This window comes from Nocardia fodinahabitans (assembly GCF_052983615.1).
On the sequence record NZ_JBRJJC010000001.1, the window covers coordinates 4,063,186 to 4,086,995 of the forward strand.

Consider the following 23,810-nt stretch of genomic DNA (forward strand, 5'->3'; position numbering starts at 1 on the left):
GCTGTCTCCTTCCGGCGTGCTCGGGCGGCCTGTGTGGTCACGCTCCGCTGCCGCCTCCGGCCGCTCACGCCGCCACTTCCTTCTCACGGAAACCCTTGGGGTCGAGCACGGTACGGATGATCCGCAACTCTTCCTCGGTGGGCAGCCTGGTCTCGCCCGCGGTGCCCAGCTCGGCCACCTCGAAGGAGGTGTTCTCGGCGACCTCGTCGGCGCTCACGCCCGGGTGCAGCGACAGCGCGCGCAGGGTGTGGTCGGGACCGTTGAAGTCGAACACGCCCAGGTTGGTCACCACGCGGTGCAGGTGGTGGAAGCGGTAGGCCGGGTTCTCGGGATCGATGCGGTCGTAACCGATGCCGGAGATGATGTCGACCTGGTCGACGAACACCCGCTTGTTGTGCCGGGGCACGAAGTAGCTGGTGGCGTGGTTGATGGTGTTGCCCGGCGCGCCGCGCACACCGAACATCTGCCGGGTCGGCTGCTGGAGCGGACCGAAGGCCGACAGGTTCTGGTTGCCGAACCGGTCGATCTGATTGGCGCCCATTACCACGTGCCGACGGCCGGAGGCCACCACGTCGAACACCTTGGAGAACGGAATCCAGCCCTCGACCGGGGCTTTCGCGCCGATGGCCGGGACCTCGGCGAAGAACAGCGCCTCGCCGTCGGACAGCAGCAGATCGGGCTCGAAGGTGAGCCGGGCCAGCCGGGCACCGATGGTGGTGACCGTCGACATCGGGCTCGCCATGATCTCACCGGCTCCGCGGAAGATCTCCGCGGCGGCGACGACGCAGACCTCAGCACGACTGATACTCATAGCTTCTGCTCCTCGGCGAAAGCGTGGACGGCGGCCTGGTATTCGGCTTCGGAGACATCCAGGTAGCGAGCCTTGAACTCGGCCCACGACTCGGGCGTCGCCGCGGCGGCCACATAGTGCTTCTGGAACTTCTCGTCGCGGCCGTAGCTGCCGGAGAAGGTGAAGTGCGCGCCGCCGGGCGACTCGACGACACCGTCGACCAGCATGCGGTTGAGGATGATCGACTGCTGCGGAACGGCTTTCACCAGTTCCTCGGTCTCGACGATGCGGTCCACCGAGACGTAGCGCCGCTCGGCGGCCAGGCAGTACAGGTCGTCGAAGTACGGATCGACGCCGGTGTAGGCGGCGTTGCCGTGCTTGTCGGCCAGGTCCAGGTGGACGAAGGAGGCGTCGAGGTTCAGCGCGGGCATCGCGACCAGCGTCTCGGTCCGGCCGTCGGCGGCCGGATACGGCGACTGGACCGTCCGCAGCTCGCCTTCCCAGAAGTCGATGACCGAGGACCCGAGGCCGGCCCGGATCGGCAGGAACGGCAGCCGGGCCGCCGCGGCCTGCAGACCGCACTTGACCATGCCCTCGTCCATCTCGCGCACGGTGATCGCGCCCTCGGTGCGGGCCTTGGCGAACCACGGATCGTAGAAGGGCGCCGAATCCAGCGAGACGAAGCCGTAGTACGCCTTGCGCACCTTGCCCGCCGAGCACAGCAGGCCCAGATCGGGGCCGCCGTAGGTGACCACGGTCAGATCGGTGACGTCGGAGCGCAGCAGCGCGCGCACCAGCGCCATCGGCTTGCGCCGGGAACCCCAGCCGCCGAGGCCGATGGTCATGCCGCTGCGCAGCTCACCGACGACCTCGTCGAGTGTCATTCTCTTGTCGCGCATGGCGTCTACTTCTCCTTCTTCTGCGCGGCGAGATCGTCGTCGAAACGCGCCCGGATCTCATCGGCGACACCGGCGAGGTTGAGCTCCATGGTGAAGCCCTGCTCGTAGCGGTAGGAGCGGTGCACGTCCTGCACGTCGATGCCGTTGAGCGCGCGCTTGGCCGCCCGGATCACGCGGCCGTCCTTGTTCGCGATGTTCTTGGCGACCTCCATGGCCGCGGCGTCGAGTTCGGCGCGCGGCACCACCTGGTACACCGAGCCGAAGTGGTGCAGCTGCTGGGCGGTGAGCTTGCCCGCGGTGTAGAACATGGTCCGCATCAGGTGCTGGGGGACCAGCCGGGCCAGGTGGGTGGCCGCGCCGAGCGCGCCACGGTCCACCTCGGGCAGGCCGAAGGTGGCGTCGTCGGAGGCGATGATGACATCGGAGTTGCCGACCAGGCCGATGCCGCCGCCGAGGCAGAAGCCGTTGACGGCGGTCACCACGGGGACCTCGCAGTCGTAGACGGCCGCGAAGGCCTCGAAGCAGCCGTGGTTCGCGCGGATCAGCGCGGTGTGGCCGGTGTCGGCGTTCATCTCCTTGATGTCGACGCCGGCGTTGAAGCCGCGGCCCTCGGCCCGCAGCACGACCACCCGGGTCTCCGGATTGCGGCCTGCCGCCCGGACCGCGTCGGCCAGGGCGAACCAACCGTCGGACGGTAGTGCGTTGACCGGCGGGTAGTCGACTGTGACGACTTCGACGCCCTCGGTTTCGGTGTGACGGTTTATCCCCATCGCAAGTCCCATCGTGCGCGCCCCAGGCGAACCCGAGACAAAGCAAGCAATTGCTTGGTAGGTTAGCACGGTGGCTGTAGAAATCGACCTTTCCGAGCAGATCGTTCTGGTGACAGGCGGCGTCCGCGGTGTCGGCGCCGGTATCAGCCGGGCCTTCCTCGCCGCGGGCGCGACCGTGCTGACCTGCGCGCGCAGGCCCGCCGACGAGCCGATCACGGTGGGGGAGCGCAGCACGGAGCACTTCACCTGCGATGTGCGCGACCCCGACGCCGTCGCCGCGCTGTTCGAGCAGATCCTCGATCGGCACGGCCGCGTCGATCATGTGGTGAACAACGCGGGCGGTGCGCCGTTCGCCATGGCCGACGCCGCGAGCCCGCGGTTCCATCAGAAGATCATCGAGCTGAATCTGCTCGCGCCCCTGCTGATCTCCCAGCACGCCAACGCGGCGATGCAGAAGCAGGACGCGGGCGGCTCGATCGTGATGATCACCAGTGTCAGCGGGCACCGCCCGTCGCCGGGCACCGCCGCCTACGGCGCGGCCAAGGCCGGCCTGGACAACCTGGCGTCCTCGCTGGCCGTCGAATGGGCGCCCAAGGTCCGGCTGAACTCGGTGGTCGTCGGCCCGGTCGAGACCGAACTCAGTCATCTCCACTACGGCGACGCCGACGGGGTGGCCGCCGTCGGCCGGACCGTGCCGCTGGGCAGGCTCGCCAGCCCCGCCGACGTGGGCAGCGCCGCGATCTTCCTGGCCTCCCCGCTGGCCGCGCACATCAGCGGCGCCACCCTGCTCGTCCACGGCGGCGGCGAACGCCCGGCCTTCCTGGACGCCGCCACCGCCAACCACTGAGTCCCACCCCCCACCCCCACCCCCCACGGTTTCGGCCGCCTCGCATCCGAGGGGCGAGACGGAACGCCGAAGGCGCAGTATCGCCCCTCGGATGCGAGGTCACGAGGCCGAAACCCGCGGCGCCAGCCGCCAGAGACGCAGCCGAAACCCGCGGCGCCAGCCGCCAGAGACACAGGAGCTTTCACATGACCGACCAGCAGCAGATCTGCGCGGGCCGCACCGTCATCGTCACCGGCGCAGGCCGTGGGATCGGCCGCGCGCACGCGCTGGCCTTCGCCGCGGCGGGCGCGCGCGTGGTGGTCAACGACGTCGGCACCGCGCTCGACGGCGCAGCGACCACCGAGACCCCGGCCCAGCAGGTCGTCGACGAGATCGTCGCCGCCGGTGGCGAGGCCGTCGCGAACTACGACGACGTCGCCGATTGGGCGGGTGCCCGCAACCTGATCCGCCAGGCCGTCGACACCTTCGGCGGCCTCGACGTGCTGGTCAACAACGCCGGTTTCGTGCGCGACCGGATGCTGGTCAACCTGGGTGAGGACGAGTGGGACGCGGTGGTCCGCGTGCACCTCAAGGGCCACTTCGCCACCATGCGGCACGCGGCCGAGTACTGGCGCGGCGAGGCGAAGGCCGGTCGCCCGGTCGACGCCCGCGTCATCAACACCAGCTCCGGCGCCGGTCTGCAGGGCAGCGTCGGGCAGGGCAACTACGGCGCGGCCAAGGCGGGCATCGCGGGTCTGACCCTCACCGCCTCGGCCGAGTTCGGCCGCTACGGCGTCACCGTGAACGCGATCGCGCCCGCGGCCCGCACCCGGATGACCGAAACGGTCTTCGCCGACACCATGGCCGCCCCCGATTCGGGCTTCGACGCCATGGCGCCGGAGAACATCTCCCCGCTCGTGGTGTGGCTCGGCAGCACCGAGTCGGCCGGTGTGACCGGCCGGATGTTCGAGGTCGAGGGCGGAAAGGTGGCGCTCGCGCAGGGCTGGCGCCACGGCGCTCCGGTCGACCGTGGCGCGCGGTGGAACCCCGCCGAGCTGGGCCCGGTGGTGGCCGAACTGATCGAGAAGAGCACTCCGCCGGAGCCCGTGTACGGCGCATAGCAAACCTCATGAGCGCAGGCCGGGGAAACCTCCCCGGCCTGCGCTTATGGCATGTCACACACGTTCAGGGGGCTGGACGACTCTTGCTCTCTTCTGCGTGGAAGCAGGGGTGGGTTTACTATGGGCTACTGTTCGTCGAGCCCGGAATGTGTCGCGACCGGGGGTATTGCTGCGCTGAATTACTAAGGGGATGACAAGCGCATGGCCGTTGGTCGCATCTTGCGCGTACTTGCCGCTGCGAGCGTGCTGGCCGGTTCCGCTTTACTCGGGCCGGCGGTCGCCGTCGCCGCACCGGAGAAACCACCGACTCCCGCCGCTCAGGCGCCCGGGAGCGGCAGTAGTGGCCAGGGCGACAACGGTCAGCAGAACGGCGGTCAGCACAACGGCAACGGCAAGCCCGCCGAACTGCGCCTCCCCAGCGGTTCCGGCGACGGCAATCAAGGCGACAACGGTCAGGGCGGCACCCCAGGCGAGACCGACGGCCAGGCCCCGGCCGACCCGCAGCACCCCGCGGGTGCGCAGGTCGCCGACGAGGGCGAGTGGCAGCCGCTGACCATCCCCGGCCAGGTCGCCCAGGACGTCCCGAAGAAGGAAGTCGCCGGTTCCGGTTCCGCCTCGGGTTCCGCTGCCGCCGGCTCCGCGGCAGGCTCGGCCGCCGCGGGCGCGGTCCTCGGCACGGGTTCGGCCGGTCTCGGCCTGCTGCTCGGCACCGGTTCGGCGGGCGTCGGCGCGATTCTCGGCACCGGTTCGGCAGGTGTCGCCGCGGTCCTCGGTACCGGTTCGGCGGGCGCGGGCGCCGTGCTCGCGACCGGTTCGGCCGGTGCGGCCGCGGTCCTGGGTACCGGTTCGGCCGGTGCCGCCGCGGTGCTCGGTACCGGCTCGGCCGCCGTCGGCTCGGCCGCGGTGGGCACCGGCTCCGCCACGCTCGGCCTCGGCTCCGCCCTGCTCGGCACCGGCTCCGCCGCGGTGGGTTCGGCCGGTGTCGGTTCGGCCGCCGTCGGTTCCGCCGGCGCGGGTTCGGCCGCGGTCGGCTCGGCTGCCGTCGGTTCCGCCGCGGTGGGCTCGGCCTCGCCGCTGCTCTTGCTGCTGATCCCGATCCCCTCCGTACCGGCCGCGCCCGCGTTACCGCCGATCGCGATTCCCTCCGCGCCCTCGGTGCCGAATATCGCTGTGGCGGTACCGGTTCCGGCTGCGGCGCCGCCCGCCGCCGAGGCGCCCGCGGCACCGCCCGCAGCCGCCGCACCGGCGCCGGCGGCCAAGCCGAATCCCGAGTTCAAGCCGACCAGTGACAACAGCGGTCTGCCCGAACCGAAGCTGCTGTCGGTGATCGGCGGCCTGATCGCGTTGACCCTGGCCGGAACCGGTTCGGGCGCAGTGAGTTTCCAAGGTGCCGCGGCAGCCCAGGCTCGGGTGAACGCGGCGCGTGCCGAATTCTTCGGACCGAGGTCGTGAGGGGATCTTCGATGAGCAAGAGCAAGACCCAGAGCACCTCCAGGTCCTATCGCCGCGTCGCCGCCGCCGTCGACGCGGTCTGCGCGGTCGCCGCCGACTCCGACGCGACCACTCTCGATGAGGTGGTCGCGGCGATCTCGCTGGAGCGGCAGCGCGAAATCGAGATCACCAGTGCGCAATTGGGCCCGGGCGTGTGCGGCCAGCGCCGGTTCTACCCGGAGCGCGACATCATCGTCCTGGCCGATTCCCTGCCGAGTCGCGATCACACCCTCGCGCACGAACTGGGCCATATCGTCTTCGACCACGAGGGCGCCCCCGCGGTGGAGACGACGCTCGAGGTCAGCGACGACCTGATCGCCTACATGCTCAGTCAGCGCGCCCACGCGCAGATCGTCGACGACGGCGCCGACGATCTCGCCGAGTGGGAGGCCGAGACCTTCGCGGCCATGCTCATGACCCGGCTGCGTGTGTTCAACAACCGGGGCGCAGGCGTCTCGGTCCTTCGATTCGATGAGGCACTCGGATGACACTCTGGTTGACAGCCCTGCTGGTCTGGGTTGCCGCGGGTGCGCGAGTGGGTCGTGTGCTGGTCAAGCCCGCGACGACCGCCCGCGTCGCCATCGTCGTCGCGGTCGCCGCTGTCGCGCTCGCGGCGACCGTCGCCATTCCCGACATCGCGGTCGCCGTCGATAATCTGCTGCCCGGCGGGGTGCGTAGCGGGTGGTTGTCCGCCGGCATCGTGGATTCGGCGTGGATTCTGTTCACCACCGCCACCTCGGTGGTCGCCTCGGCCGCGTGGCCGGTGGTGTCGCGCCGCAATCTGCGCCAGATCGCGATGGTGGTCTACGGCATCGGCGCGTTCGCCATCGCGATCACGCTGGGGTGGTCGTTCACCTTCGGCTGGATCGTGGTCGCGCTCGGCGCGGTGTTCATCGTGACCACCGGTCTGCGCAATCTGGACTGGACCACGCTGGGTCGCGGTATCGCGATCTACACGGCGGGAACGGCTTTGGTGGCCGTGCTCGCGGTCGCCAACGCGGGCCGCGCCTTCCAGCACGCCGAACCCAGCCCGCCCGGCGAGCCGACCTGGGGCTGGCAGGCCTGGGAGATCGCGAGCCTGCTCATCGCGTTGGGTGCGGTGTCGATCGTGGTCGAGTTGTGGTGGCGGGCCCGGATTCTGCTGCGCCGGATCCGGCCGCTGCACAAGCTGATGGTCGGCCGCTTCCCCGATGTGGTCGCGCCCGAGCAGAACGCCACGTCGACGCAGCTCAAGGCGTCCGACCACGTGGCCCAGGTGATGGACGCGCTCTATCTGCTCTCCGGCAGCGGCATCGTCATCCCGGCGGCGGGCGAGCCGCCGACGTCGGTGTCGGAGCGGGCCGCGATCGTGGCCGAATGGACGCGAGATCCGTTGGGGGACTTGTTCGTCGATGCGCGCTGGATCGCGCCGCCGCCCGGAGTCAGCCCGCGCGGCTGGGTGCTGGCGATCGCGTCCGAGTACGACGCGGCGGTCGCCGCCGCCGGTGCCACGCCGAAGAGCGCCGCCGCCTCGAACTGAATCGAGCACAGAGAACGGGCCTGAGCTGGTGGATCACACCGTCTCAGGCCCGTTCACTGTGCACGTATCCGTCTTTCACGGCCGGTCCCAGGACACCATCAGGTGCGTCAGGCCGACCGCTCTGTGGTTCCTATTCCGTTCCGTCCGGCGGAATTTCGGGCAAACCTTCGCTGGCCCGCAACTTCTCCGCCATGGAGGTGAGCAAATTCTGTGATTCTTCCGAGAGGTCGAATGCCCTGCTGGACAGCCGACGCAGCCCGTAGCCCTGCAGCTGCGCGAGCAGCTCCAGGTCGTGATCGATCTTGGCCGCGTAGATGTCGTTGAAGAAGTAGTCAGGCTTGACCTTGAAGAACTTCGCCAGGGCGGCCACCGTCTCGTCGGACGGGTTCGTTCGTTGTCCCGACCGCAGCTGCGAGAGATACGGCTTCGAGATCGGATGCCCGGAGGCAGTCAGCGCAGCCGCAACCTCTGCGTTGGTGTGCGGCTTGCGCCCCGGGGGATGCACGGTTTCGAACAGCTTGTTCAGCCGCGCCGCGAAATCAGCCATTGTGAGCCGCCCAATTCCCTTCACTGTACTAACAGTCGTTATCTCGGATACGTATCATTGATATTAGCGGCTCAGTAACTGAAAACCTACGCCTGATTCGGGATTTCTCTACGGTTTCCGACGCCCACCTGCGTGCAGGGGCCGCGACGGTCGCGTTTGCGGGTCACGCCAACGACTCTTGTGGAGCCGGAGGGTGTCCGGGTTCGTGCCCGTCGCGGGGTTCTTCAACCTTAGGTCGATGGTAGCTCAAAGTTAGCTGATGTCTCATGTTCCCCCTCGCCCCCTGGATTGTGTGGCGTACGACACGTTCCGGGCGCCCTGGGATGAATGTTCAACCTGGGCGCCCGGTTTCGGTGATCGTCAGTCTACAGGCGTTCGATGATCGTTCCGGTGGCGAGTGCGCCGCCTGCGCACATGAGCACCATGGCCGTGCCCTTGCCCGTTCGCTCCAGCTCGTGCAAAGCCGTGGTGATGAGCCGGGAACCGGTGGAGCCGACCGGATGCCCGATTGCGATCGCACCGCCGTTGACATTTACCCGGTCCATGTCTGGCTGATGTACAGAAGCCCACGAAAGTGCAACCGAGGCGAATGCTTCATTGATCTCGAAAAGGTCGATATCCGAAATTTTCATTCCGGAGCGCTCGAGCAGCCGGGTGCACGCCTGCACCGGGCCGTCGAGGTGGAACTCCGGCTCCGCGCCGACGAGTACCTGGGTGTGGATGCGCGCCCGCGGGCGCAAACCCTTGTTGCGCGCGACGGTTTCGTCCATCAGCAGCACGGCGGCGGAGCCGTCGGAGATCTGCGACGAGGTGCCCGCGGTGTGGATGCCGTCGGCGATGACCGGCTTGAGCGCGGCCAGGGCCTCGAGCGTGGTGGCGCGCAGACCCTGGTCCCTGGTCACCTCGAGCTTCTCGCCGGTGGCGTTGCCCTCGCTGTCGAGCACCGGCGCCGAGACCGGCAGTACCTCGCGGTCGAAGCGCCCCTCGGCCCAGGCCTGCGCGGCCAACTGCTGTGAGCGCACACCGAATTCGTCGATGTCGGAGCGGGTGATGCCGCGCCTGCGGGCGATTCGCTCGGCGGCGACGAACTGGTCGGGCAGGTCGACCGACCACGACGCGGGCCTGCGCGTGCCCGCCTCGGTGCCGATGTTGGCGCCCAGCGGCACGCGGCTCATGGCCTCGACGCCACACGCGACGCCGACGTCGATCGCGCCGGTGGCGATCAGGCCCGCGATGAGGTGGTTGGCCTGCTGCGCCGAGCCGCACTGGGCGTCGACGGTGGTGGCACCGGTCTGCCAGGGCAGGCCCGCGTGCAGCCACGCGACCCGGGTGACATTGTTGGACTGCTCGCCCGCCTGGGTGACGCAGCCGCCGATCACCTGCTCGACTTCGGCCGGGTCGATGCCGGCTCGATCGAGCAGGCCGCGCTGGGCCAGGCCGAGCAGCTCGGCCGCATGCAGTCCCGAAAGCTGTCCGCGGCGCTTGCCGATCGGGGTCCGCACGGCCTCGACGATCACGGGTGTGCCCATGTGATTCTCCCTCGTAACTGCAACAAGTTCTGTTCTTAGGCTCAGGGTAAAACCGCGTGGTTCTTCCGCCGCGGCAATCCCTGTGCTTGAATGATTGTAGAACGTGTTTCAGTTTATCGACGGAGGCATCCGGTGGTCGATCATCGCACCGAAAACGCCCGACCCGGTCACGCGACGAATATCCGGCCCAACCTGCCGGACGACTTCGACGTCACCGACCCCGATATCTACGCCGAGCGTGTCCCGGTGGCGGAGTTCGCCGAGCTGCGGCGGGCCGCCCCGATCTGGTGGAACGCGCAGTCGCCCGATGTCGGCGGTTTTCACGACGACGGCTTCTGGGTGGTCAGCAAGCACGCCGACGTCAAAGAGGTCTCACGCCGCAGCGATGTGTTCTCCACCAACGAGAACACCACGATCCCGCGGTTCAACGACGACATCAAGCGCGAGCAGATCGAACTGCAGCGTTTCGTCCTGCTGAACAAGGACGCGCCGGAGCACACCAAGCTGCGCAAGCTGATCGCCAAGGGCTTCACCCCGCGCGCGGTCAACGGGCTACGCGCCGAGCTCTCTGCCCGCGCCGAGCAGATCGTGAAGGCCGCCGCCGAGGCGGGCTCGGGTGACTTCGTCACCCAGGTCGCCTGTGAGTTGCCACTGCAGGCGATCGCCGAGCTCATCGGTGTACCGCAGGAGGACCGGATGAAGGTCTTCGAATGGTCCAACGATATGACCGGCTACGACGATCCCGACAACGCCGACGTCGATCCGCTCGCCGCGTCGATGGAGCTGCTCGGCTACGCGTACCAGATGGCCGAGGCCAAGAAGGCCTGCCCGGCCGACGATCTGGTGACGTTGCTGATCGAGGCCGATGTCGACGGCGAGGCGCTGACGCTCGAGGAGTTCGGCTTCTTCGTCGTCCTGCTCGCGGTCGCGGGCAACGAGACCACCCGCAACGCCATCAGCCACGGCATGATCGCCTTCATGGAGAACCCCGACCAGTGGGAGCTCTTCAAGAAGGAGCGCCCGGCCGGCGCGGTGGACGAGATCATCCGCTGGGCGACCCCGGTGACCTCCTTCCAGCGCACCGCGCTCGAGGACACCGAGCTCGGCGGCGTGCAGATCAAGAAGGGTCAGCGGGTGGTGATGCTGTACCGCTCGGCCAACTTCGACGAGGACGTCTTCGAGAACCCGGAGAAGTTCGACATCACCCGGGCCGACAACCAGCACCTGGCCTTCGGCGGCACCGGCGCGCATTTCTGCCTCGGCGCGAACCTGGCCCGGCTCGAGGTCGAACTGATCTTCAACGCCATCGCCGACCACCTGCCCGACATCACCAAGATCGCCCCGCCCAAGCGCCTGCGCTCGGGCTGGCTCAACGGCATCAAGGAAATGCCGGTCGACTACAAGACCTCGGGTTGCCCGGTCGCGCAGTGAGTTGTTGGAGCGCTGGCGCGCTCGAGGTCGCGGCCCCTCCTGTCCCGCCGATCAGGCGCCGTTGCTGCTCCTTCGTCGCTTGCGCAACGGCGCCTGATCGGCGGGACGGCCGCGACGGCCGACTGCGTCGGCCTGCCCCTCCTCGGGGTCGGGGCGTGGTGGTCGGGTCATGTGGATGTGGAACAGCCCCGGTACCTCAGTGGTGCCGGGGCTGTTCTGTGTGTGTGTGGTGTGTTCAGGAGACTTTGCGGGTGGTGGCCATGGCGCGGTCGACCTCCCAGAATGCGCGCAGGGCGGCGATCTTGCCCTCGGCGTCGACCTTGTAGGTGAACACGCCCTCGGCGTCGATCACGTGGCCCGCCATGGTGGTGCGGATCTTGCCGGTGAAGGCGATCTCGTTGCCGCAGGCGAAGGAGTCCTCGAAGAGGAACTCGATCGATTCGGTCAGCGCGATCGCCTTGTCCCAGAACGCGCCGATCGCCTCGTGGCCGCGATGGCCGACGCCCTCGGGGTCGAAACCCGAAGGGCCGACCGGATCTTCGACGATGCCGTCCGCGGCGAACAAGGCGACCCAGGCCGCCTTGTCCCTGGCCCCTACCGCGGCCTGGGAAGCCAGGCCGGCGGCACGTGCCGAACGATCCACCGTGGTCTCGCTCATGGCTTGCCCTTCGCGACGATCGGGTCGGCGATGTACTTCGCCGCGAACTTGCGCAGCGAGTCCTGCTTGGCGGCCAGCTCGCCGTCGAAACCGATACCGTCGGACAGCCACGGCACCACGATGGTGTCGGTGACGCCGGCGTCGGCCAGATCCTGGTAGCCGTCGCGACCGAACTTGTCGATGCACACGGCCTGGATCTCGAACGGCACGTCGGACCGGTCGTACTCCGCGCGCAGTTCGCGCAGGGTGTCGATGGTGGTGACCAGGTCGTCGAACTTCATCATCGCCGAGGTCCAGCCGTCGCCGATCTTGGCGGCCCGGCGCAGTGCCGGACCGGTGTGCCCGCCGACGTAGAACGGCACCCGCTCGCTCGGTGCCGGGCTGATCTGCAGCTCGTCGAAGTCGAAGAACTCGCCGTGGTACTCGACCATGCCGCCGTCGAGGACCAGCCGGATGATCTCGATCATCTCGTCGACCCGGGCGCCGCGGCGGGCGTAGGGGACCCCGCACCACTCGAATTCCTCCGGTGCCCAGCCGATCCCGATGCCGAAGCCGAAGCGGTTGCCCGACATGTTGGCGATCGAGCCGACCTGGCGAGCCAGTAGCAGCGGACTGCGCGAGCCGAGCTTGAGGACGTTGGTGTAGAACCGCAGCGTCGTGGTCACCGCGGCCATCGAGGCCGCGGCGATCAGTGGGTCGACCCACGGCGTCTCCGGACCCCAGAACCGGCTGCCGTCCGGCGTGTACGGATAGTCGGCGGCCTGCGACTTCATATAGAACAGCGAGTCGGGCAGGCCGATCGAGGTGAATCCGCATTCTTCGGCCGTCTTGGCCAGCTCGGTGAGCTGGTCGAGCGGGCTCAGCGCGATACCGAGGGTGAACTTCATTCCGGTCGCTCGCTTCCCACGACCCACATCGAGAAGTACTGGGAGCCACCGCCGTACGCGTGGCCCAGCGCCTTGCGGGCGTTCTCGACCTGGTAGGCGCCCGCCCGGCCCATGACCTGCTTGGCCGCTTCGGCGAAGCGGATCAGGCCGGAGGCGCCGATCGGGTTCGAGGAGAGCACGCCGCCGGACGGGTTCACCGGGATCCGGCCGCCGATCTCGGTCTCGCCCTTGTCGGTGAGCTTCCAGCCGTCGCCCTCGGCGGCGAAGCCCAGGTTCTCCAGCCACATCGGCTCGAACCAGGAGAACGGCACGTAGATCTCGGCGACGTCGATCTCCTCGAGCGGGTCGGTGATCCCGGCCGCCTTCCACAGCGCGGCGGCCGCGTGCCGGCCCGCCTGCGGATTGACCTGGTCACGACCGGAGAAGGTGGTCGGCTCGGTGCGCATCGCGGTGCCGTGCACCCAGGCGACCTTCTTGCCCTGGGCCTCGACCGCCGCCGCGGCCTCGGCATTGCCGATCACCAGGGCGCAGGCGCCGTCGGAGGACGGGCAGGTCTCGTCGAAACGGATCGGGTCCCACAGCATCTGGGAGGCGAGCACCGATTCGAGGGTGATGTCGGGCTGGTGCAGATGGGCGAGCGGGTTCTTCGCGCCGTTGCGCCGGTCCTTCACCGCGACCATCGCGCCGATGTGCATCGGGGCATTGGAACGCCGGATGTAGGAGCGCACGTGCGGGGCGAAGTAGCCACCCGCGCCCGCGCCGACCGGCATGGTGAACGGCACCGGAATCGACAACGCCCACATGGCGTTCGACTCCGACTGCTTCTCCCACGCGATCGCGAGCACCTTGCCGTGCACGCCGGCCTGCACCAGGTTGGCGGCGACGACACCGGTCGAGCCACCCACCGAGCCGGCGGTGTGCACGCGCAGCAACGGCTTGCCGATGGCACCGAGGGCCTCGGCGAGATAGAGCTCGGGCATCATGACGCCCTCGAAGAAGTCGGGGGCCTTGCCGACGACGACGGCGTCGATGTCGTCGATGGTCAGGCCCGCGTCATCGAGCGCCCGATCGATCGCTTCGCGGCACATGCCCGCCATGGATACGTCCGCGCGCTTCGTCACGTGATGAGTTTGGCCGGTGCCGAGCACCGCCGCGGGGAAGCTCATCGTGCCTCCGATTCCAGAACGGCGACCAGGTTCTGCTGCAGCGCGGGGCCGCTGGTCGCATGAGCGAGGGTCCGGTCGGCGGTGCCGGAGATGATGGCCGTGGCGGCGTTGCCGATCCGTTCCAGGCCCGCCGCGAACATCGGGTTGCCCGCGAGCGCACCGCCGGACGGGTTGACCGGGGTCTCGGGGGACAGGCCGATCGCCTCGGCCAGGATCAGCTGCTGATGACTGAACGGCGCGTGCAGTTCGGCCAGGTCGAAGGCGGTGTCACCACGGGTCGCGGCGGCGGCCGCCCTGGTGGTGGATGGTGAGCGGGTGAGGTCGCGGCCACCGAGCGCCTGGGCATCGATATTGTGCGCGATCCCGGTGATCCACGCCGGGCGCTCGCACAGCTCCCTGGCTCGATCGCCGACCGCCAGCACGATCGCGGCCGCACCGTCGGTGATCGGCGCGATATCGTGCGCGCGCAGCGGATCGGCGACATACGGCTCGGCGAGCAGGGATTCGATGTCACCGCCGGCGACGGCCGCCATCTCCCGCTCGGTCCAGCGGCCCGCGTCCAGCCCGGCGCGGGCCTGCAGCCCCGCGACCGAGACGGCGTCGGGCCACAGCGGGCCGACCAGATACGGGTCGAGCTGCCTGCTCAGCACCTGCCGCAGGGTGCCCGCCGACGACTTGCCGAAGCCGTACACGAGCGCGGTCTGTGCCTGGCCGGAGAGCAGTTTCACCCAGGCCTCGTAGAGGGCCCACGCGGCGTCCATCTCCACATGCGACTCGTTGATCGGCGGCACCGCGCCGATCGCGTCGACCGCGGAGATGAACGAGAACGCCCGTCCCGCCAGGTAGTCCGAGGACCCGGAGCACCAGAAGTCGATATCGGTCTTGGTGATGCCGAGGTCGGCGTAGAGCTGCTGGAAGCACGGCACGAGCATCTCGACGCCGTTGGTGGTGCCGAAGGTCTCCGGCACGTGCGGTGCGTGGGCGAACCCGACCACCGCGATTTCTGGTGTACTCAACGTCGCCTCTCAGAGGTGGTGCTGGTAGGACTCGTACGGGGCATCGGGCTCACCGCTCGGCCGGAAGTGGTCGATATTGGCCAGCGCGTGGCCCCATTCCTCGCGCGGTTTCCACACGGCTTCGACCCGCATGCCCATCCGCACCTCGGACGCCTCGCAGCCGAGGACCAGGTGCAGGAACGGGATGTCGGCGCCGTCGAGAAGCACGTAGGCGGCCACGTACGGCGGCTTGATCCGCTGGCCGAGGAACGGCACGTTGACGATGCAGAAGGTGGTCACCGTGCCCTTGTCGGGCAGCTCCACCAGGTCGTCGGTGGGCGTGCCGTCGGTCGGGTTGGCGCCGCGCGGCGGGAAGTAGACCCGCCCGCCCGCTTCGGAGCGGCCGCCGATCAGCTTGCCCTCGGCGAGACCGCGCAGGTAGACGCTCTCCTGCGGGGAGGCTGTGTGCTTGTAGTTCATGTCGACCGGTGTGGTCAGCATGGTCACCGGCTCGGCGGTGGAGTCCTCGGACGGTGTCGCGGCCGCGGCGCCTTCGCCCGGCTCGAAGCAGGCGATGTCCTGAATCGTGCCGGTCCGTTCCTCGGCCCAGCGCACCCGCACGCGCAGACCCGTGCGCACCTGGCTCGGGTCGGTCACATCCAGCGCGTGCAACATCGCCGTGTCGGCTCCGTCCAGCTGGACGAGGGCCCACGCGAACGGGCGGTCGAACGGCTGCCCGGGCAGCGGCTCGGCCACCCACGTCCACGACTGCACCGTGCCGGTCGGCTCGACCTGGACCAGCTCGGCCAGCGGGGCCGAGGTGATCGGGTCGTATTCCTGCGCCGGCACCAATACCCGGCCGTCACTGCCGCGCACGCCGAGTATCCGGCGGTCGCGCAGTCCGGTCAGAAAGGCGCCGATGATGGGTCCGACGGACCTGGTGTAGTCGAACTGCACCCGAAGGGGTGCACTCAATACTTCCACTGCGGTATTCCCCTGGGTCACGATATCGAGTAGAACAGGTTCTTATTCTGCTGGCAAGGATTCGCCGGAAAGGGCGTCGGTCATGAAATTCGGACTGCAACTCGGTTACTGGGGTGCGCAGCCGCCCGCCAACGCCGGCGAGCTGGTGATCGCGGCCGAGGAAGCGGGCTTCGACGCGGTGTTCGCGGCCGAGTCGTGGGGCTCGGACGCCTTCACGCCGCTGGCCTGGTGGGGCTCGTCGACCGAGCGGGTGCGCCTTGGCACCTCGGTCGCGCAGCTCTCGGCCCGCACGCCCGCAGCGGCGGCGATGCACGCGCTCACCCTCGATCACCTCAGCGGCGGCCGGGCCATCCTCGGCCTCGGCGTCTCCGGGCCGCAGGTGGTGGAGGGCTGGTACGGGCAGCCGTTCGCGCAGCCGCTGCGCCGCACCCGCGAGTACGTCGACATCGTGCGCAAGGTGCTGGCCCGCGAGGCGCCGGTGACCTCCGACAGCAAGTACTACGGCCTGCCCTACACCGGTCCCGGTGCCACCGGCATGGGCAAACCGCTCAAGCCGATCGTGCATCCGCTGCGCGCCGACCTGCCGATCTGGCTGGGTGCGGAGGGTCCGAAGAACGTCGCCCAGACCGCCGAGATCGCCGACGGCTGGCTGGCGATCTACTACGCCCCGCGCCTGGCGGGCATGTACAACGAGTGGCTCGACGAGGGCTTCGCGCGGCCGGGTGCCCGGCGCAGCAGGGCCGATTTCGAGATCGCCGCGAGCGCGCAGGTGGTCCTCACCGACGACCCGGGCGCCGAGATCGAGCGGATGCGATGGGTGACCTCGCTCTACATCGGCGGCATGGGCGCGCCCGAGCTGAACTTCCACGCGCAGGTCTATAAGCGGATGGGCTACAGCGCCGAGGTCGACGAGATCTCCGCGTTGTTCCAGGCCGGGCGCAAGGCCGAGGCCGCCGCCGCGGTGCCGGACGAGCTGATCACCGACACCGCGATCTTCGGCGACGAGGCGCACGTGCGCACGCGGCTGAAGGAATGGGAGGACGCCGGCGTGACGATGATGCTGATCTCGGTTTCCGACGCCGATCAACTTCGTCGGCTCCAGGCTCTTGTAACCGAGTAGAACAGGTTCTAAATTCGAGGGGTGAGCAGCCAGCAGACAACGGAAGTCCTCGGACTGTGGAATATCGCCGCGGCCGATCCCGAGCGGATCGCCGTCGTCGACCCGGACGGCAGGGAGATCAGCTATCGAGAATTGGCCACCCTCGCCAACCGCTACGCCAACGGACTACGTGGCATCGGATTGCGCACCGGCGACGTGGTCGTCAGCATGCTGCACAACGGTGTGGAGGCGATCGCCGCGTATTTCGCCGCCTACCAGGCGGGGTTGTACATCGTCGCGGTGAACTGGCACCTCACCGCGCCGGAGATCGCCTACATCCTCGGCGACAGCGAGGCCTCGGCCTTCCTGGCCAGTGAGCGGTTCGCGGCTACCGCCGCCGAGGCCGCCGACCTGGCCGAACTGCCCGCCGACGCCCGCTTCTCGGCGGGCACCATCGAGGGCTTCCGCCCGGTGTCGTGGCTCGGTGCCGCCGACACCGGCCGCCCGGACGAGCGTTCGGTCGGTGCGCCGATGCTCTACACCTCGGGCACCACCGGTCGCCCCAAGGGCGTTCGCCGCCCGCTGACCGGCGCCGATCCCGACCAGGTCCCCGCACCGAACAAGGCCTTCTTCGCCCTGTTCGAACTCGCGCCCTACGACGAGCATGTGCACATCTGCGGCTCGCCGCTCTATCACACGGCCGTGCTGAACTTCTCGACGATCTCGATCCAGATGGGCCACAAGCTGGTGCTGATGGACAAGTGGGATCCCGAGGACATGCTCGCGCTGATCGAGCGGCACAAGGTGACGCACAGCCACATGGTGCCCACCCAGTTCCACCGCCTGCTCGCCCTGCCCGAGGACGTGCGCGCCCGCTACGACGTGTCCTCGCTGCGCAGCATGGTGCACGGCGCCGCGCCGTGCCCGCAGGCGACCAAGCGGCAGATGCTCGAATGGTGGGGTCCGGTCGTCACCGAGTACTACGCCGCCACCGAGGGCGGCGGCACGGTGATCAACGGGACCGAGTGGCTGGCCAAGCCCGGGTCGGTCGGCAAGGCCTGGCCGTGGTCGGTCATCAAGATCCTCGACGAGACCGACGGTTCCGAATTGCCCGCGGGCAAGGAGGGCATGGTCTACATGAGGATGGGTGCCTCCAGCTTCGAGTACCACCACGCCAAGGAGAAGACCGAGGAGTCGCGCGTCGGTGACCTGTTCACCGTCGGCGACATCGGCTACCTCGACGAGGACGGCTACCTGTTCCTCTGCGACCGCCGCTCCGACCTGATCCTGTCCGGCGGCGTGAACATCTACCCGGCCGAGATCGAGGGTGTGCTGATGAGCCACCCGAAGGTGGCCGACGTGGCGGTCCTCGGTGTGCCCGACCCGGATTGGGGCCAGCAGGTCAAGGCGTTCGTGCAGCCGGTCGACGGTGCGGCGGGCGACGACGCGCTCACCGCCGAGATCCTCGAGTTCGCGGCAGGCCAGCTCGCCAAGTACAAGCTGCCCCGCACGGTGGAATACCGTGCGGAGCTGCCCCGCGATCCCAACGGCAAGCTGTACAAGCGCCGCCTGCTGTGAAAGATGTTCCCGCTCAGACGGCTTCGCGCCACTCCGGCGCGAGCCCGAAGAGCGGGAACAACTTCTCGGTGTCGAGGAAGAAGTTCAGGCCCGAGATGATGTCGCCCTGGAGTTCGAGCACGGTGATCGACCACGGCACCCAGACGCCGGGCTCCTCGCTCGGCTTGTAGTGCCCGAAGGCGGGCAGCCCGTTGGCGCCTGCCAGCGGCACCATCCGCGAATTGCGGCACGCGCTGCCCGTGCTGAGCATGAACGCGGCCACGTTCTCGGGGCCGGAGATCCAGAGATCGAAGGGCGGCATCGACAGCGCCACATCGGCTTTCAGCAGCGTGGTGAGCGCATCCATGTCATAGGCCTCGAAGGCCTTCACGAAATCGTCGATCAGCTTGCGCTGGTCGGGATCGGACTCGTCGAAGCCGTCGGTGACGGTCGGCTGCACCTTGGACATGGTGGCCCTGGCGCGCTGTAGCGCGCTGTTCACCGACGCGGGCGACATCATCAGCGCCTCCGCGGTCTCGCCCGCGGAGAAGCGCAGCACCTCGCGCATGATCAGGATCGCGCGCTGGGTGGCGGGCAGATGCTGGCAGGCGGCCACGAACGCCAGGCGCAGCGTGTCCTTGGTCGAGGCGTGCTCGGCCGGGTCGGCGCCGAAGGCGAGCGCGTTCGGGATCGGCTCGATCCACACGTAGTCGGGCTGCGGGGCGGGCAGCGGGGAATCCGGACGCCCTGGACCGTTGAGGTCCATCGGTCTGGCCCGGCTCTGCGGCCGGTCGAGCATGTCCAGACAGATATTGGTGGCGATCTTGTACAGCCACGAGCGCAGACTCGCGCGGCCCTCGAACGAATCGTAGGAGCGCCAGGCGCGGGTGAACGTCTCCTGCACCGCGTCCTCGGCCTCGAACGAGGAGCCGAGCATGCGGTAGGCGTACGCGCACAATTCGCGCCGGTGGGTTTCGAATTCGGCCAGTACAGCGGGGTCCGGGCCGGTGGTAGCGGTTGTGGCGTCGCTCATAGTTTCCCACGATGCCACAGGGGTCCGACAGTCGACAGGGGAGAAAACGGACCATCGAGATTTCGCGAACTTCGCTGTCCAGCGATGAATCCGCCGGGGTGGCCGCGTCTACATGAACGAGACCGCAACGACGCTCCCGAAAGGTTCACCACCATGAGCAGCAAGATGATCTTCGTCAACCTCCCCGTCGCCGACCTCGACCGCTCGAAGAGCTTCTACGAGGCGCTGGGCTGGAAGGTCAACGAGGATTTCACCGATCAGAACGCGTCGTGCATCGTCATCGATGACAACATCTGCCTGATGCTGCTGACCAAGCCGTTCTTCTCGACCTTCAGCACCCGCCCTATCGCTGACACGATCAATACCGCCGCCGCGGGCTACGCGCTCTCGCTGGCCAGCGCCGAGGAAGTCGACGCGCTGACCGACGCGGCCGTCGCCGCGGGCGCGACCGAGCAGACCAACGAGGACAAGCGCGCCCAGGAGGCCCAGGTGGGCATGCACGGCCGCACGTTCCTCGACCCCGACGGTCACCAGTGGGAGCCGTTCTACATGAACTACCCGGTGTAGTTGGAGCGCTGGCGCGCTCGAGTTCGCGGCCCCTTGTGTCCCGCCGGTCAGGCACCGTTGCTTGCTCCTTCGTCGCCTACGCAACGGCACCTGACCGGCGGGACGGCCGCGAACCGCCGCTGCGCGGCGGCCCCTCCTCGAGGTCGGGGCGCAGTGGCAGTGCGACCGGCGAACGTCCTACTGCCCGGTGAAGTTCGGCTTGCGCTTCTCCGCGAAGGCGCGCGGCCCTTCCTTGGCATCGGCTGATCTGAACACCTCGATGCCGATCTTCGCCTCGATGGGGAACGCCTCGTTCTCCGGCATCGCTTCGGTTTCGCGCAGCGTGCGCAGCATCGCCTGGACGGCGAGAGGGCCGTTGTCAGCGATCTGGCCGGCCAGCGCCATGGCCTTGTCGAGGGCGGTTCCGTCGGGGACCACGTGGCCGATCAGGCCGATCTCCTTGGCCTCGGCGGCAGTGATGTGCCGACCGGTCAGCAGCAGATCAGCGGCCACCGTGTACGGGATCTGCCGGGCCAGCCGCACCGCGGAACCGCCGAGCGGGAACAGGCCCCAGCGGGCCTCGGAGACGCCGAACTTGGCGCTTTCCCCGGCCACGCGCAGGTCGGTGCCCTGCAGGATCTCGGTGCCACCGGCGATGGCCGGGCCCTCGACTGCCGCGATCAGCGGCTTGGCCAGTCGCCGCCCCTTCAGCAGCGCGGGGAGGTAGGCCGGGTCCCAGCTGCCGGAGGAGGCGGTGTCCCCCGGATGCTGCGAGCTCATCGCCTTCAGGTCCATCCCCGCGCAGAAGGCTCCGCCCGCGCCGGTGAGGATCGCGACGCGGATATCGGGATCGCTGTCCACCTGGTCCCAGGCGTCGCGCATGATCGCCATCATCTCGCCCGAGAGGGCGTTGCGCGCCTCCGGCCGGTTCATGGTGACGATGAGGACATGGTCTCGCTTCTCGACCAGACAGTGGGCCATTCGATATCTCCTGACGTTCGAGCTTGTCAGAAACAGTAACACGTTCTATTTTTGTTCCTGTGAGCTACAACATAGCCGATCTCGTCGAACACGCCGTCGACCTGATGCCCGACCGGATCGTGCTGGTCGGCGAACATCGCGAGTCGACCTACGCCGAACTGGAGGAGCGGGCCAACAAGCTGGCCCATTACCTGCAGGAACAGGGTGTGAAACCCGGCGACAAAGTCGGAATCTACTCCCGGAACACCGTCGAAGCCGTCGAAGCGATGGTCGCGATCTTCAAGGCGCGGGCGGTGATGATCAACGTCAACTACCGCTACGTCGAGAACGAGTTACTGCACATCTTCGACAACTCCGACATGGTCGCGCTGATCCACGAGCGCCGCTACACCGACAAGGTGCAGGCGGTCCTCCCGAAGGTCCCCGGCCTGAAGACCGTGCTCGTCGTCGAGGACGGCACCGAGGGGCCGACCGCGCCCGGCACGGTGGAGTACGAGGCGGCGCTGGCCGCTTCCTCCGGAGAGCGTGACTTCGGCGAGCGTTCGCCCGACGACATCTACATGCTCTACACCGGCGGCACCACCGGCCTGCCCAAGGGCGTGATGTGGCGGCACGAGGACGTGTGGCGGGTGCTCGGCGCGGGCATCAACTTCATCACCGGCGAGTACACCAAGGACGAGTGGGAGCTGGCCAAGATCGGCGCGGCCAACCCGCAGATGGTGCGCTACCCGATCCCGCCGATGATCCACGGCGGCGCGCAGTGGGCCACCTTCCACAGCCTGTTCGGCGGCGGCAAGGCCGTGATGATCCCCGAGTTCAGCGGGCACGGCGTCTGGCAGGCCGTCGACAAGCACAAGATCAACCTGATCTTCATCACCGGCGACGCCATGGCGCGGCCGATGCTCGACGCGCTCGAGGAGGGTAATCCGGAAACCGGTGAGCCCTACGACCTCTCGTCGCTGTACGTGCTCGCCAGCAGCGCCGCGCTGTTCTCGCCGCCGCTGAAGGACAAGTTCCTCGAGCTGCTGCCCAACCGGCTGCTCACCGACTCCATCGGCTCCTCGGAAACCGGCTTCGGTGGTCTGGCGACGATCGCCAAGGGCCAGACCCACACCGGCGGCCCGCGGGTGAAGATCGACGCGGCCACCCAGGTGCTCGACGAGGAAGGCAATCCGGTCGAGCCGGGTTCCGGCGTCGTCGGCCTGCTGGCGCGCAGCGGCCACATCCCGCTCGGCTACTACAAGGACGAGGTCAAGTCGGCCGCGACGTTCAAGGAGTTCAACGGGGTTCGCTACGCGATCCCGGGCGACTTCGCGCGCGTCGAGGAGGACGGCACCGTCACCATGCTCGGCCGTGGTTCGGTGAGCATCAACTCCGGTGGCGAGAAGATCTACCCCGAAGAGGTCGAGGGCGCGCTCAAGGCGCATCCGGACATCTTCGACGCGCTGGTCGTCGGCGTCGAGGACGCGCGGTGGGGCCAGCGGGTGGTCGCGGTCGTGCAGTGTCGCGGCGGCAAGCGGCCGACCCTGGCCGACCTGAAGCCGGTGCTGACCCAGGAGATCGCGTCGTACAAGCAGCCGCGCAGCCTGTGGTTCGTCGACGAGATCAAGCGCTCGCCGGCGGGCAAGCCGGACTACCGGTGGGCGAAGTCGCAGACCGAGGAGCGGCCTGCCGACGAGCACGCCGACGCGGGCTCGGCGTAGAGGTATCGACAGCAGAGGGGCCCTTCCGGCAACGTGGCCGGGAGGGCCCCTCTCTCGTGTGTCAGCGGTTGGCGAGTTCGGCGAGCTGATAGGCCAGCTTGCCGCGGACCACGGGGATGCCGGTGAGCAGGCGCAGCGCGGTATTGCGCGCGGTGCGGGCCGGGGCCGACTGCAGGGTGGCCATGCGGGTCATCCGGTCGGTGAAGGCGACGACGTCCAGCGCGATCGGCCTGCGGACGGTCTCGTACTCGTCTAGCAGCGAATCCGGTGCGCCGGCAACCACTTTCGCCAGCAGCCGGGCCAGAAGCGCGGCGTCCTGGATGCCGGTGTTCATGCCCTGGCCGCCCGCCGGGCTGTGCACGTGGGCGGCGTCGCCGGCGAGCAGGACGCGGCCCGCGCGGTAGTGGTCGGCGACGCGGTGGTGCACGCGGAAGCGCGAGCTCCACAGCACCTCGTCGACGCGCACCTCGCCCGCGGGGCCCCTGGCGTCGAGGAGGGTCTGGATGTCGTCCAGGGTCGGGTGCTCGGGGGCGTCGTCGACGGTGGCGACGACGCGGTAACGCTCCTGCGCCGCATCGGGGAGCGGGGCGACCACCGTGACGCCCTCCGGCGAAAGATGCAGTGAGACTTCCGAACGCGGGGTCGGCCAGCTCATCCGGACATCGGCCAGGACGAACGACGCGGGGTAGGTGTCGCCGGTGAAGTCGATCCCCGCCTGTTCGCGCACGACGCTGTGCATGCCGTCGGCGCCGATCACGTAGCCGGCGGCGATGGTGCCCGCCGTGCCGTCGGCGGTGGTGTATTCGACAGTGACACGGCCGTTCTCGTCGCCGACGCGCTCGACGGTGAACGGGCGGTGGACGGTGCCGCCCAGCTGGTGCAGCCGGTCGAGCAGGACCTGCTCGGTCACGTCCTGGGGGATCATCAGCGTGTAGGGGTAGGCGGTCGGCAATGCGTCGAATTCGATGGTGGCCAACGTCTTCGGGCCGTCGTGCACCTTGAAGGTGGGGACCTGGATGCCGCGCGCGACGAGCTCCTTCGCGATGCCCAGTTCGTCGAGGACCTCCAGGGTCCTGGCGTGCACGACCGCGGCGCGAGAAGTGTTGGCGCCCTCGCTCAGCCGATCGATGAGGACATGATCGACGCCCGCTTCGGCGAGCACGATCGCGGCGGTGAGACCCGCGGGACCCGCGCCGACGATGACGACGGACGTGGCTTCGGGCAGTGGGGTGGCGGTCATGACGACTCCTGGTCAACGCTTGTTTGCCAACGCTTGTA

Annotated in this window: 23 protein-coding genes; 10 read left to right on the forward strand and 13 right to left on the reverse strand. The window is 68.7% G+C overall.

The annotated features are described in order from the left end of the window. Positions 1 to 64 precede the first annotated feature (64 nt). From NV348_RS18950 to NV348_RS18960, 3 genes are read right to left on the reverse strand one after another with little or no spacing between them, the layout of a single operon-like run. Positions 65 to 811, reverse strand: coding sequence for a CoA-transferase subunit beta (locus NV348_RS18950; protein WP_447148084.1), 747 nt, complete (start codon positions 809 to 811; stop codon positions 65 to 67). Continuing rightward, positions 808 to 1,689: a CoA transferase subunit A gene (locus tag NV348_RS18955; protein ID WP_447148085.1), complete on the reverse strand. Its 882-nt coding sequence runs from the start codon at positions 1,687 to 1,689 to the stop codon at positions 808 to 810. The genes NV348_RS18950 and NV348_RS18955 overlap by 4 nt, the downstream gene beginning before the upstream one ends. Before the next feature lie 5 nt (positions 1,690 to 1,694). Continuing rightward, a complete protein-coding gene (locus NV348_RS18960; RefSeq protein ID WP_447148086.1) occupies positions 1,695 to 2,459 on the reverse strand; it encodes an enoyl-CoA hydratase family protein in 765 nt (254 codons plus the stop codon). Positions 2,460 to 2,529: 70 nt separating this feature from the next. Between NV348_RS18960 and NV348_RS18965 the strand changes: the two genes are divergently transcribed. The 5 genes from NV348_RS18965 to NV348_RS18985 all read left to right on the forward strand — a co-directional run bounded on the left by NV348_RS18965 (position 2,530) and on the right by NV348_RS18985 (position 7,416). Further along, positions 2,530 to 3,306: an SDR family oxidoreductase gene (locus tag NV348_RS18965; RefSeq protein ID WP_447148087.1), complete on the forward strand. Its 777-nt coding sequence runs from the start codon at positions 2,530 to 2,532 to the stop codon at positions 3,304 to 3,306. Positions 3,307 to 3,491: 185 nt separating this feature from the next. Further along, the gene (locus NV348_RS18970; protein WP_447148088.1) at positions 3,492 to 4,406 is read left to right on the forward strand and encodes an SDR family oxidoreductase; all 915 of its coding nucleotides are present in this window, start codon (positions 3,492 to 3,494) and stop codon (positions 4,404 to 4,406) included. Between the two features lie 201 nt (positions 4,407 to 4,607). Next, positions 4,608 to 5,858, forward strand: a complete 1,251-nt coding sequence (locus NV348_RS18975; protein ID WP_447148089.1) for a hypothetical protein — start codon at positions 4,608 to 4,610, stop codon at positions 5,856 to 5,858. A gap of 11 nt (positions 5,859 to 5,869) precedes the next feature. Then, positions 5,870 to 6,385, forward strand: a complete 516-nt coding sequence (locus NV348_RS18980; RefSeq protein WP_447148090.1) for an ImmA/IrrE family metallo-endopeptidase — start codon at positions 5,870 to 5,872, stop codon at positions 6,383 to 6,385. After that, complete coding sequence (locus tag NV348_RS18985; protein WP_447148091.1) at positions 6,382 to 7,416, forward strand: hypothetical protein; 1,035 nt, start codon at positions 6,382 to 6,384, stop codon at positions 7,414 to 7,416. Before NV348_RS18980 ends, NV348_RS18985 begins: the two co-directional genes overlap by 4 nt. A 130-nt stretch (positions 7,417 to 7,546) precedes the next feature. Here NV348_RS18985 and NV348_RS18990 read toward each other — a convergent pair whose 3' ends face one another. Both NV348_RS18990 and NV348_RS18995 read right to left on the reverse strand, forming a co-directional pair. After that, on the reverse strand, positions 7,547 to 7,963 hold the full coding sequence (locus tag NV348_RS18990) for a helix-turn-helix domain-containing protein (protein ID WP_019044759.1): 417 nt from the start codon (positions 7,961 to 7,963) through the stop codon (positions 7,547 to 7,549). 365 nt (positions 7,964 to 8,328) lie between these two features. Next, positions 8,329 to 9,492 (reverse strand): steroid 3-ketoacyl-CoA thiolase, encoded by a 1,164-nt coding sequence (locus NV348_RS18995; protein WP_447148092.1) that lies wholly within the window; start codon positions 9,490 to 9,492, stop codon positions 8,329 to 8,331. Positions 9,493 to 9,624: 132 nt separating this feature from the next. On the opposite strand from NV348_RS18995, the gene NV348_RS19000 reads away from it, so the two are divergent. Then, on the forward strand, positions 9,625 to 10,923 hold the full coding sequence (locus NV348_RS19000) for a cytochrome P450 (RefSeq protein ID WP_447148093.1): 1,299 nt from the start codon (positions 9,625 to 9,627) through the stop codon (positions 10,921 to 10,923). Positions 10,924 to 11,158: 235 nt separating this feature from the next. Here NV348_RS19000 and NV348_RS19005 read toward each other — a convergent pair whose 3' ends face one another. The 5 genes from NV348_RS19005 to NV348_RS19025 are packed head-to-tail and all read right to left on the reverse strand — an operon-like array spanning position 11,159 to position 15,634. Then, positions 11,159 to 11,581, reverse strand: coding sequence for a nuclear transport factor 2 family protein (locus NV348_RS19005; RefSeq protein WP_447148094.1), 423 nt, complete (start codon positions 11,579 to 11,581; stop codon positions 11,159 to 11,161). Beyond that, entirely contained in the window at positions 11,578 to 12,468 is an 891-nt protein-coding gene (locus NV348_RS19010) for a TIGR03619 family F420-dependent LLM class oxidoreductase (RefSeq protein ID WP_447148095.1), read from the reverse strand. Before NV348_RS19010 ends, NV348_RS19005 begins: the two co-directional genes overlap by 4 nt. Beyond that, a complete protein-coding gene (locus NV348_RS19015) occupies positions 12,465 to 13,634 on the reverse strand; it encodes a thiolase family protein (RefSeq protein WP_447148096.1) in 1,170 nt (389 codons plus the stop codon). The genes NV348_RS19010 and NV348_RS19015 overlap by 4 nt, the downstream gene beginning before the upstream one ends. Further along, entirely contained in the window at positions 13,631 to 14,650 is a 1,020-nt protein-coding gene (locus NV348_RS19020; protein WP_447148097.1) for a thiolase family protein, read from the reverse strand. Before NV348_RS19020 ends, NV348_RS19015 begins: the two co-directional genes overlap by 4 nt. 9 nt (positions 14,651 to 14,659) lie before the next feature. Then, positions 14,660 to 15,634 carry a Zn-ribbon domain-containing OB-fold protein gene (locus NV348_RS19025; RefSeq protein WP_447148098.1) on the reverse strand — a complete coding sequence of 325 codons (975 nt, stop codon included), beginning with the start codon at positions 15,632 to 15,634 and terminating at the stop codon, positions 14,660 to 14,662. A 61-nt stretch (positions 15,635 to 15,695) separates the two neighbouring features. On the opposite strand from NV348_RS19025, the gene NV348_RS19030 reads away from it, so the two are divergent. Further along, positions 15,696 to 16,733 (forward strand): LLM class F420-dependent oxidoreductase, encoded by a 1,038-nt coding sequence (locus NV348_RS19030; protein WP_447148099.1) that lies wholly within the window; start codon positions 15,696 to 15,698, stop codon positions 16,731 to 16,733. Between the two features lie 21 nt (positions 16,734 to 16,754). After that, on the forward strand, positions 16,755 to 18,290 hold the full coding sequence (locus tag NV348_RS19035) for an acyl-CoA synthetase (protein ID WP_447148100.1): 1,536 nt from the start codon (positions 16,755 to 16,757) through the stop codon (positions 18,288 to 18,290). A gap of 13 nt (positions 18,291 to 18,303) precedes the next feature. On the opposite strand, the gene NV348_RS19040 is transcribed toward NV348_RS19035, so the two are convergent. Further along, complete coding sequence (locus NV348_RS19040; RefSeq protein WP_447148101.1) at positions 18,304 to 19,302, reverse strand: sigma-70 family RNA polymerase sigma factor; 999 nt, start codon at positions 19,300 to 19,302, stop codon at positions 18,304 to 18,306. 153 nt (positions 19,303 to 19,455) lie between these two features. Here NV348_RS19040 and NV348_RS19045 point away from each other — a divergent pair, with 153 nt between their 5' ends. Then, entirely contained in the window at positions 19,456 to 19,869 is a 414-nt protein-coding gene (locus tag NV348_RS19045) for a VOC family protein (protein WP_447148102.1), read from the forward strand. A 177-nt stretch (positions 19,870 to 20,046) separates the two neighbouring features. Here the strand turns inward: NV348_RS19045 and NV348_RS19050 are convergent, their stop codons facing one another. Then, positions 20,047 to 20,829, reverse strand: coding sequence for a crotonase/enoyl-CoA hydratase family protein (locus tag NV348_RS19050; protein WP_447148103.1), 783 nt, complete (start codon positions 20,827 to 20,829; stop codon positions 20,047 to 20,049). A 59-nt stretch (positions 20,830 to 20,888) separates the two neighbouring features. Here NV348_RS19050 and NV348_RS19055 point away from each other — a divergent pair, with 59 nt between their 5' ends. After that, positions 20,889 to 22,532: an acyl-CoA synthetase gene (locus NV348_RS19055; RefSeq protein WP_447148104.1), complete on the forward strand. Its 1,644-nt coding sequence runs from the start codon at positions 20,889 to 20,891 to the stop codon at positions 22,530 to 22,532. A gap of 61 nt (positions 22,533 to 22,593) precedes the next feature. On the opposite strand, the gene NV348_RS19060 is transcribed toward NV348_RS19055, so the two are convergent. Then, a complete protein-coding gene (locus tag NV348_RS19060; protein WP_447148105.1) occupies positions 22,594 to 23,772 on the reverse strand; it encodes an FAD-dependent monooxygenase in 1,179 nt (392 codons plus the stop codon). Between the last annotated feature and the right edge of the window lie 38 nt (positions 23,773 to 23,810).

What these genes read in the sequence shown, in the direction of transcription:
- NV348_RS18950 (WP_447148084.1), bottom strand. Translation starts at nt 811, where the DNA reads ATGAGTATCAGTCGTGCTGAGGTCTGCGTCGTCGCCGCCGCGGAGATC.
- NV348_RS18955 (WP_447148085.1), bottom strand. Translation starts at nt 1,689, where the DNA reads ATGCGCGACAAGAGAATGACACTCGACGAGGTCGTCGGTGAGCTGCGC.
- NV348_RS18960 (WP_447148086.1), bottom strand. Translation starts at nt 2,459, where the DNA reads ATGGGGATAAACCGTCACACCGAAACCGAGGGCGTCGAAGTCGTCACA.
- NV348_RS18970 (WP_447148088.1), top strand. Translation starts at nt 3,492, where the DNA reads ATGACCGACCAGCAGCAGATCTGCGCGGGCCGCACCGTCATCGTCACC.
- NV348_RS18975 (WP_447148089.1), top strand. Translation starts at nt 4,608, where the DNA reads ATGGCCGTTGGTCGCATCTTGCGCGTACTTGCCGCTGCGAGCGTGCTG.
- NV348_RS18980 (WP_447148090.1), top strand. Translation starts at nt 5,870, where the DNA reads ATGAGCAAGAGCAAGACCCAGAGCACCTCCAGGTCCTATCGCCGCGTC.
- NV348_RS18985 (WP_447148091.1), top strand. Translation starts at nt 6,382, where the DNA reads ATGACACTCTGGTTGACAGCCCTGCTGGTCTGGGTTGCCGCGGGTGCG.
- NV348_RS18990 (WP_019044759.1), bottom strand. Translation starts at nt 7,963, where the DNA reads ATGGCTGATTTCGCGGCGCGGCTGAACAAGCTGTTCGAAACCGTGCAT.
- NV348_RS18995 (WP_447148092.1), bottom strand. Translation starts at nt 9,492, where the DNA reads ATGGGCACACCCGTGATCGTCGAGGCCGTGCGGACCCCGATCGGCAAG.
- NV348_RS19005 (WP_447148094.1), bottom strand. Translation starts at nt 11,581, where the DNA reads ATGAGCGAGACCACGGTGGATCGTTCGGCACGTGCCGCCGGCCTGGCT.
- NV348_RS19010 (WP_447148095.1), bottom strand. Translation starts at nt 12,468, where the DNA reads ATGAAGTTCACCCTCGGTATCGCGCTGAGCCCGCTCGACCAGCTCACC.
- NV348_RS19015 (WP_447148096.1), bottom strand. Translation starts at nt 13,634, where the DNA reads ATGAGCTTCCCCGCGGCGGTGCTCGGCACCGGCCAAACTCATCACGTG.
- NV348_RS19030 (WP_447148099.1), top strand. Translation starts at nt 15,696, where the DNA reads ATGAAATTCGGACTGCAACTCGGTTACTGGGGTGCGCAGCCGCCCGCC.
- NV348_RS19040 (WP_447148101.1), bottom strand. Translation starts at nt 19,302, where the DNA reads ATGAGCGACGCCACAACCGCTACCACCGGCCCGGACCCCGCTGTACTG.
- NV348_RS19045 (WP_447148102.1), top strand. Translation starts at nt 19,456, where the DNA reads ATGAGCAGCAAGATGATCTTCGTCAACCTCCCCGTCGCCGACCTCGAC.
- NV348_RS19050 (WP_447148103.1), bottom strand. Translation starts at nt 20,829, where the DNA reads ATGGCCCACTGTCTGGTCGAGAAGCGAGACCATGTCCTCATCGTCACC.
- NV348_RS19060 (WP_447148105.1), bottom strand. Translation starts at nt 23,772, where the DNA reads ATGACCGCCACCCCACTGCCCGAAGCCACGTCCGTCGTCATCGTCGGC.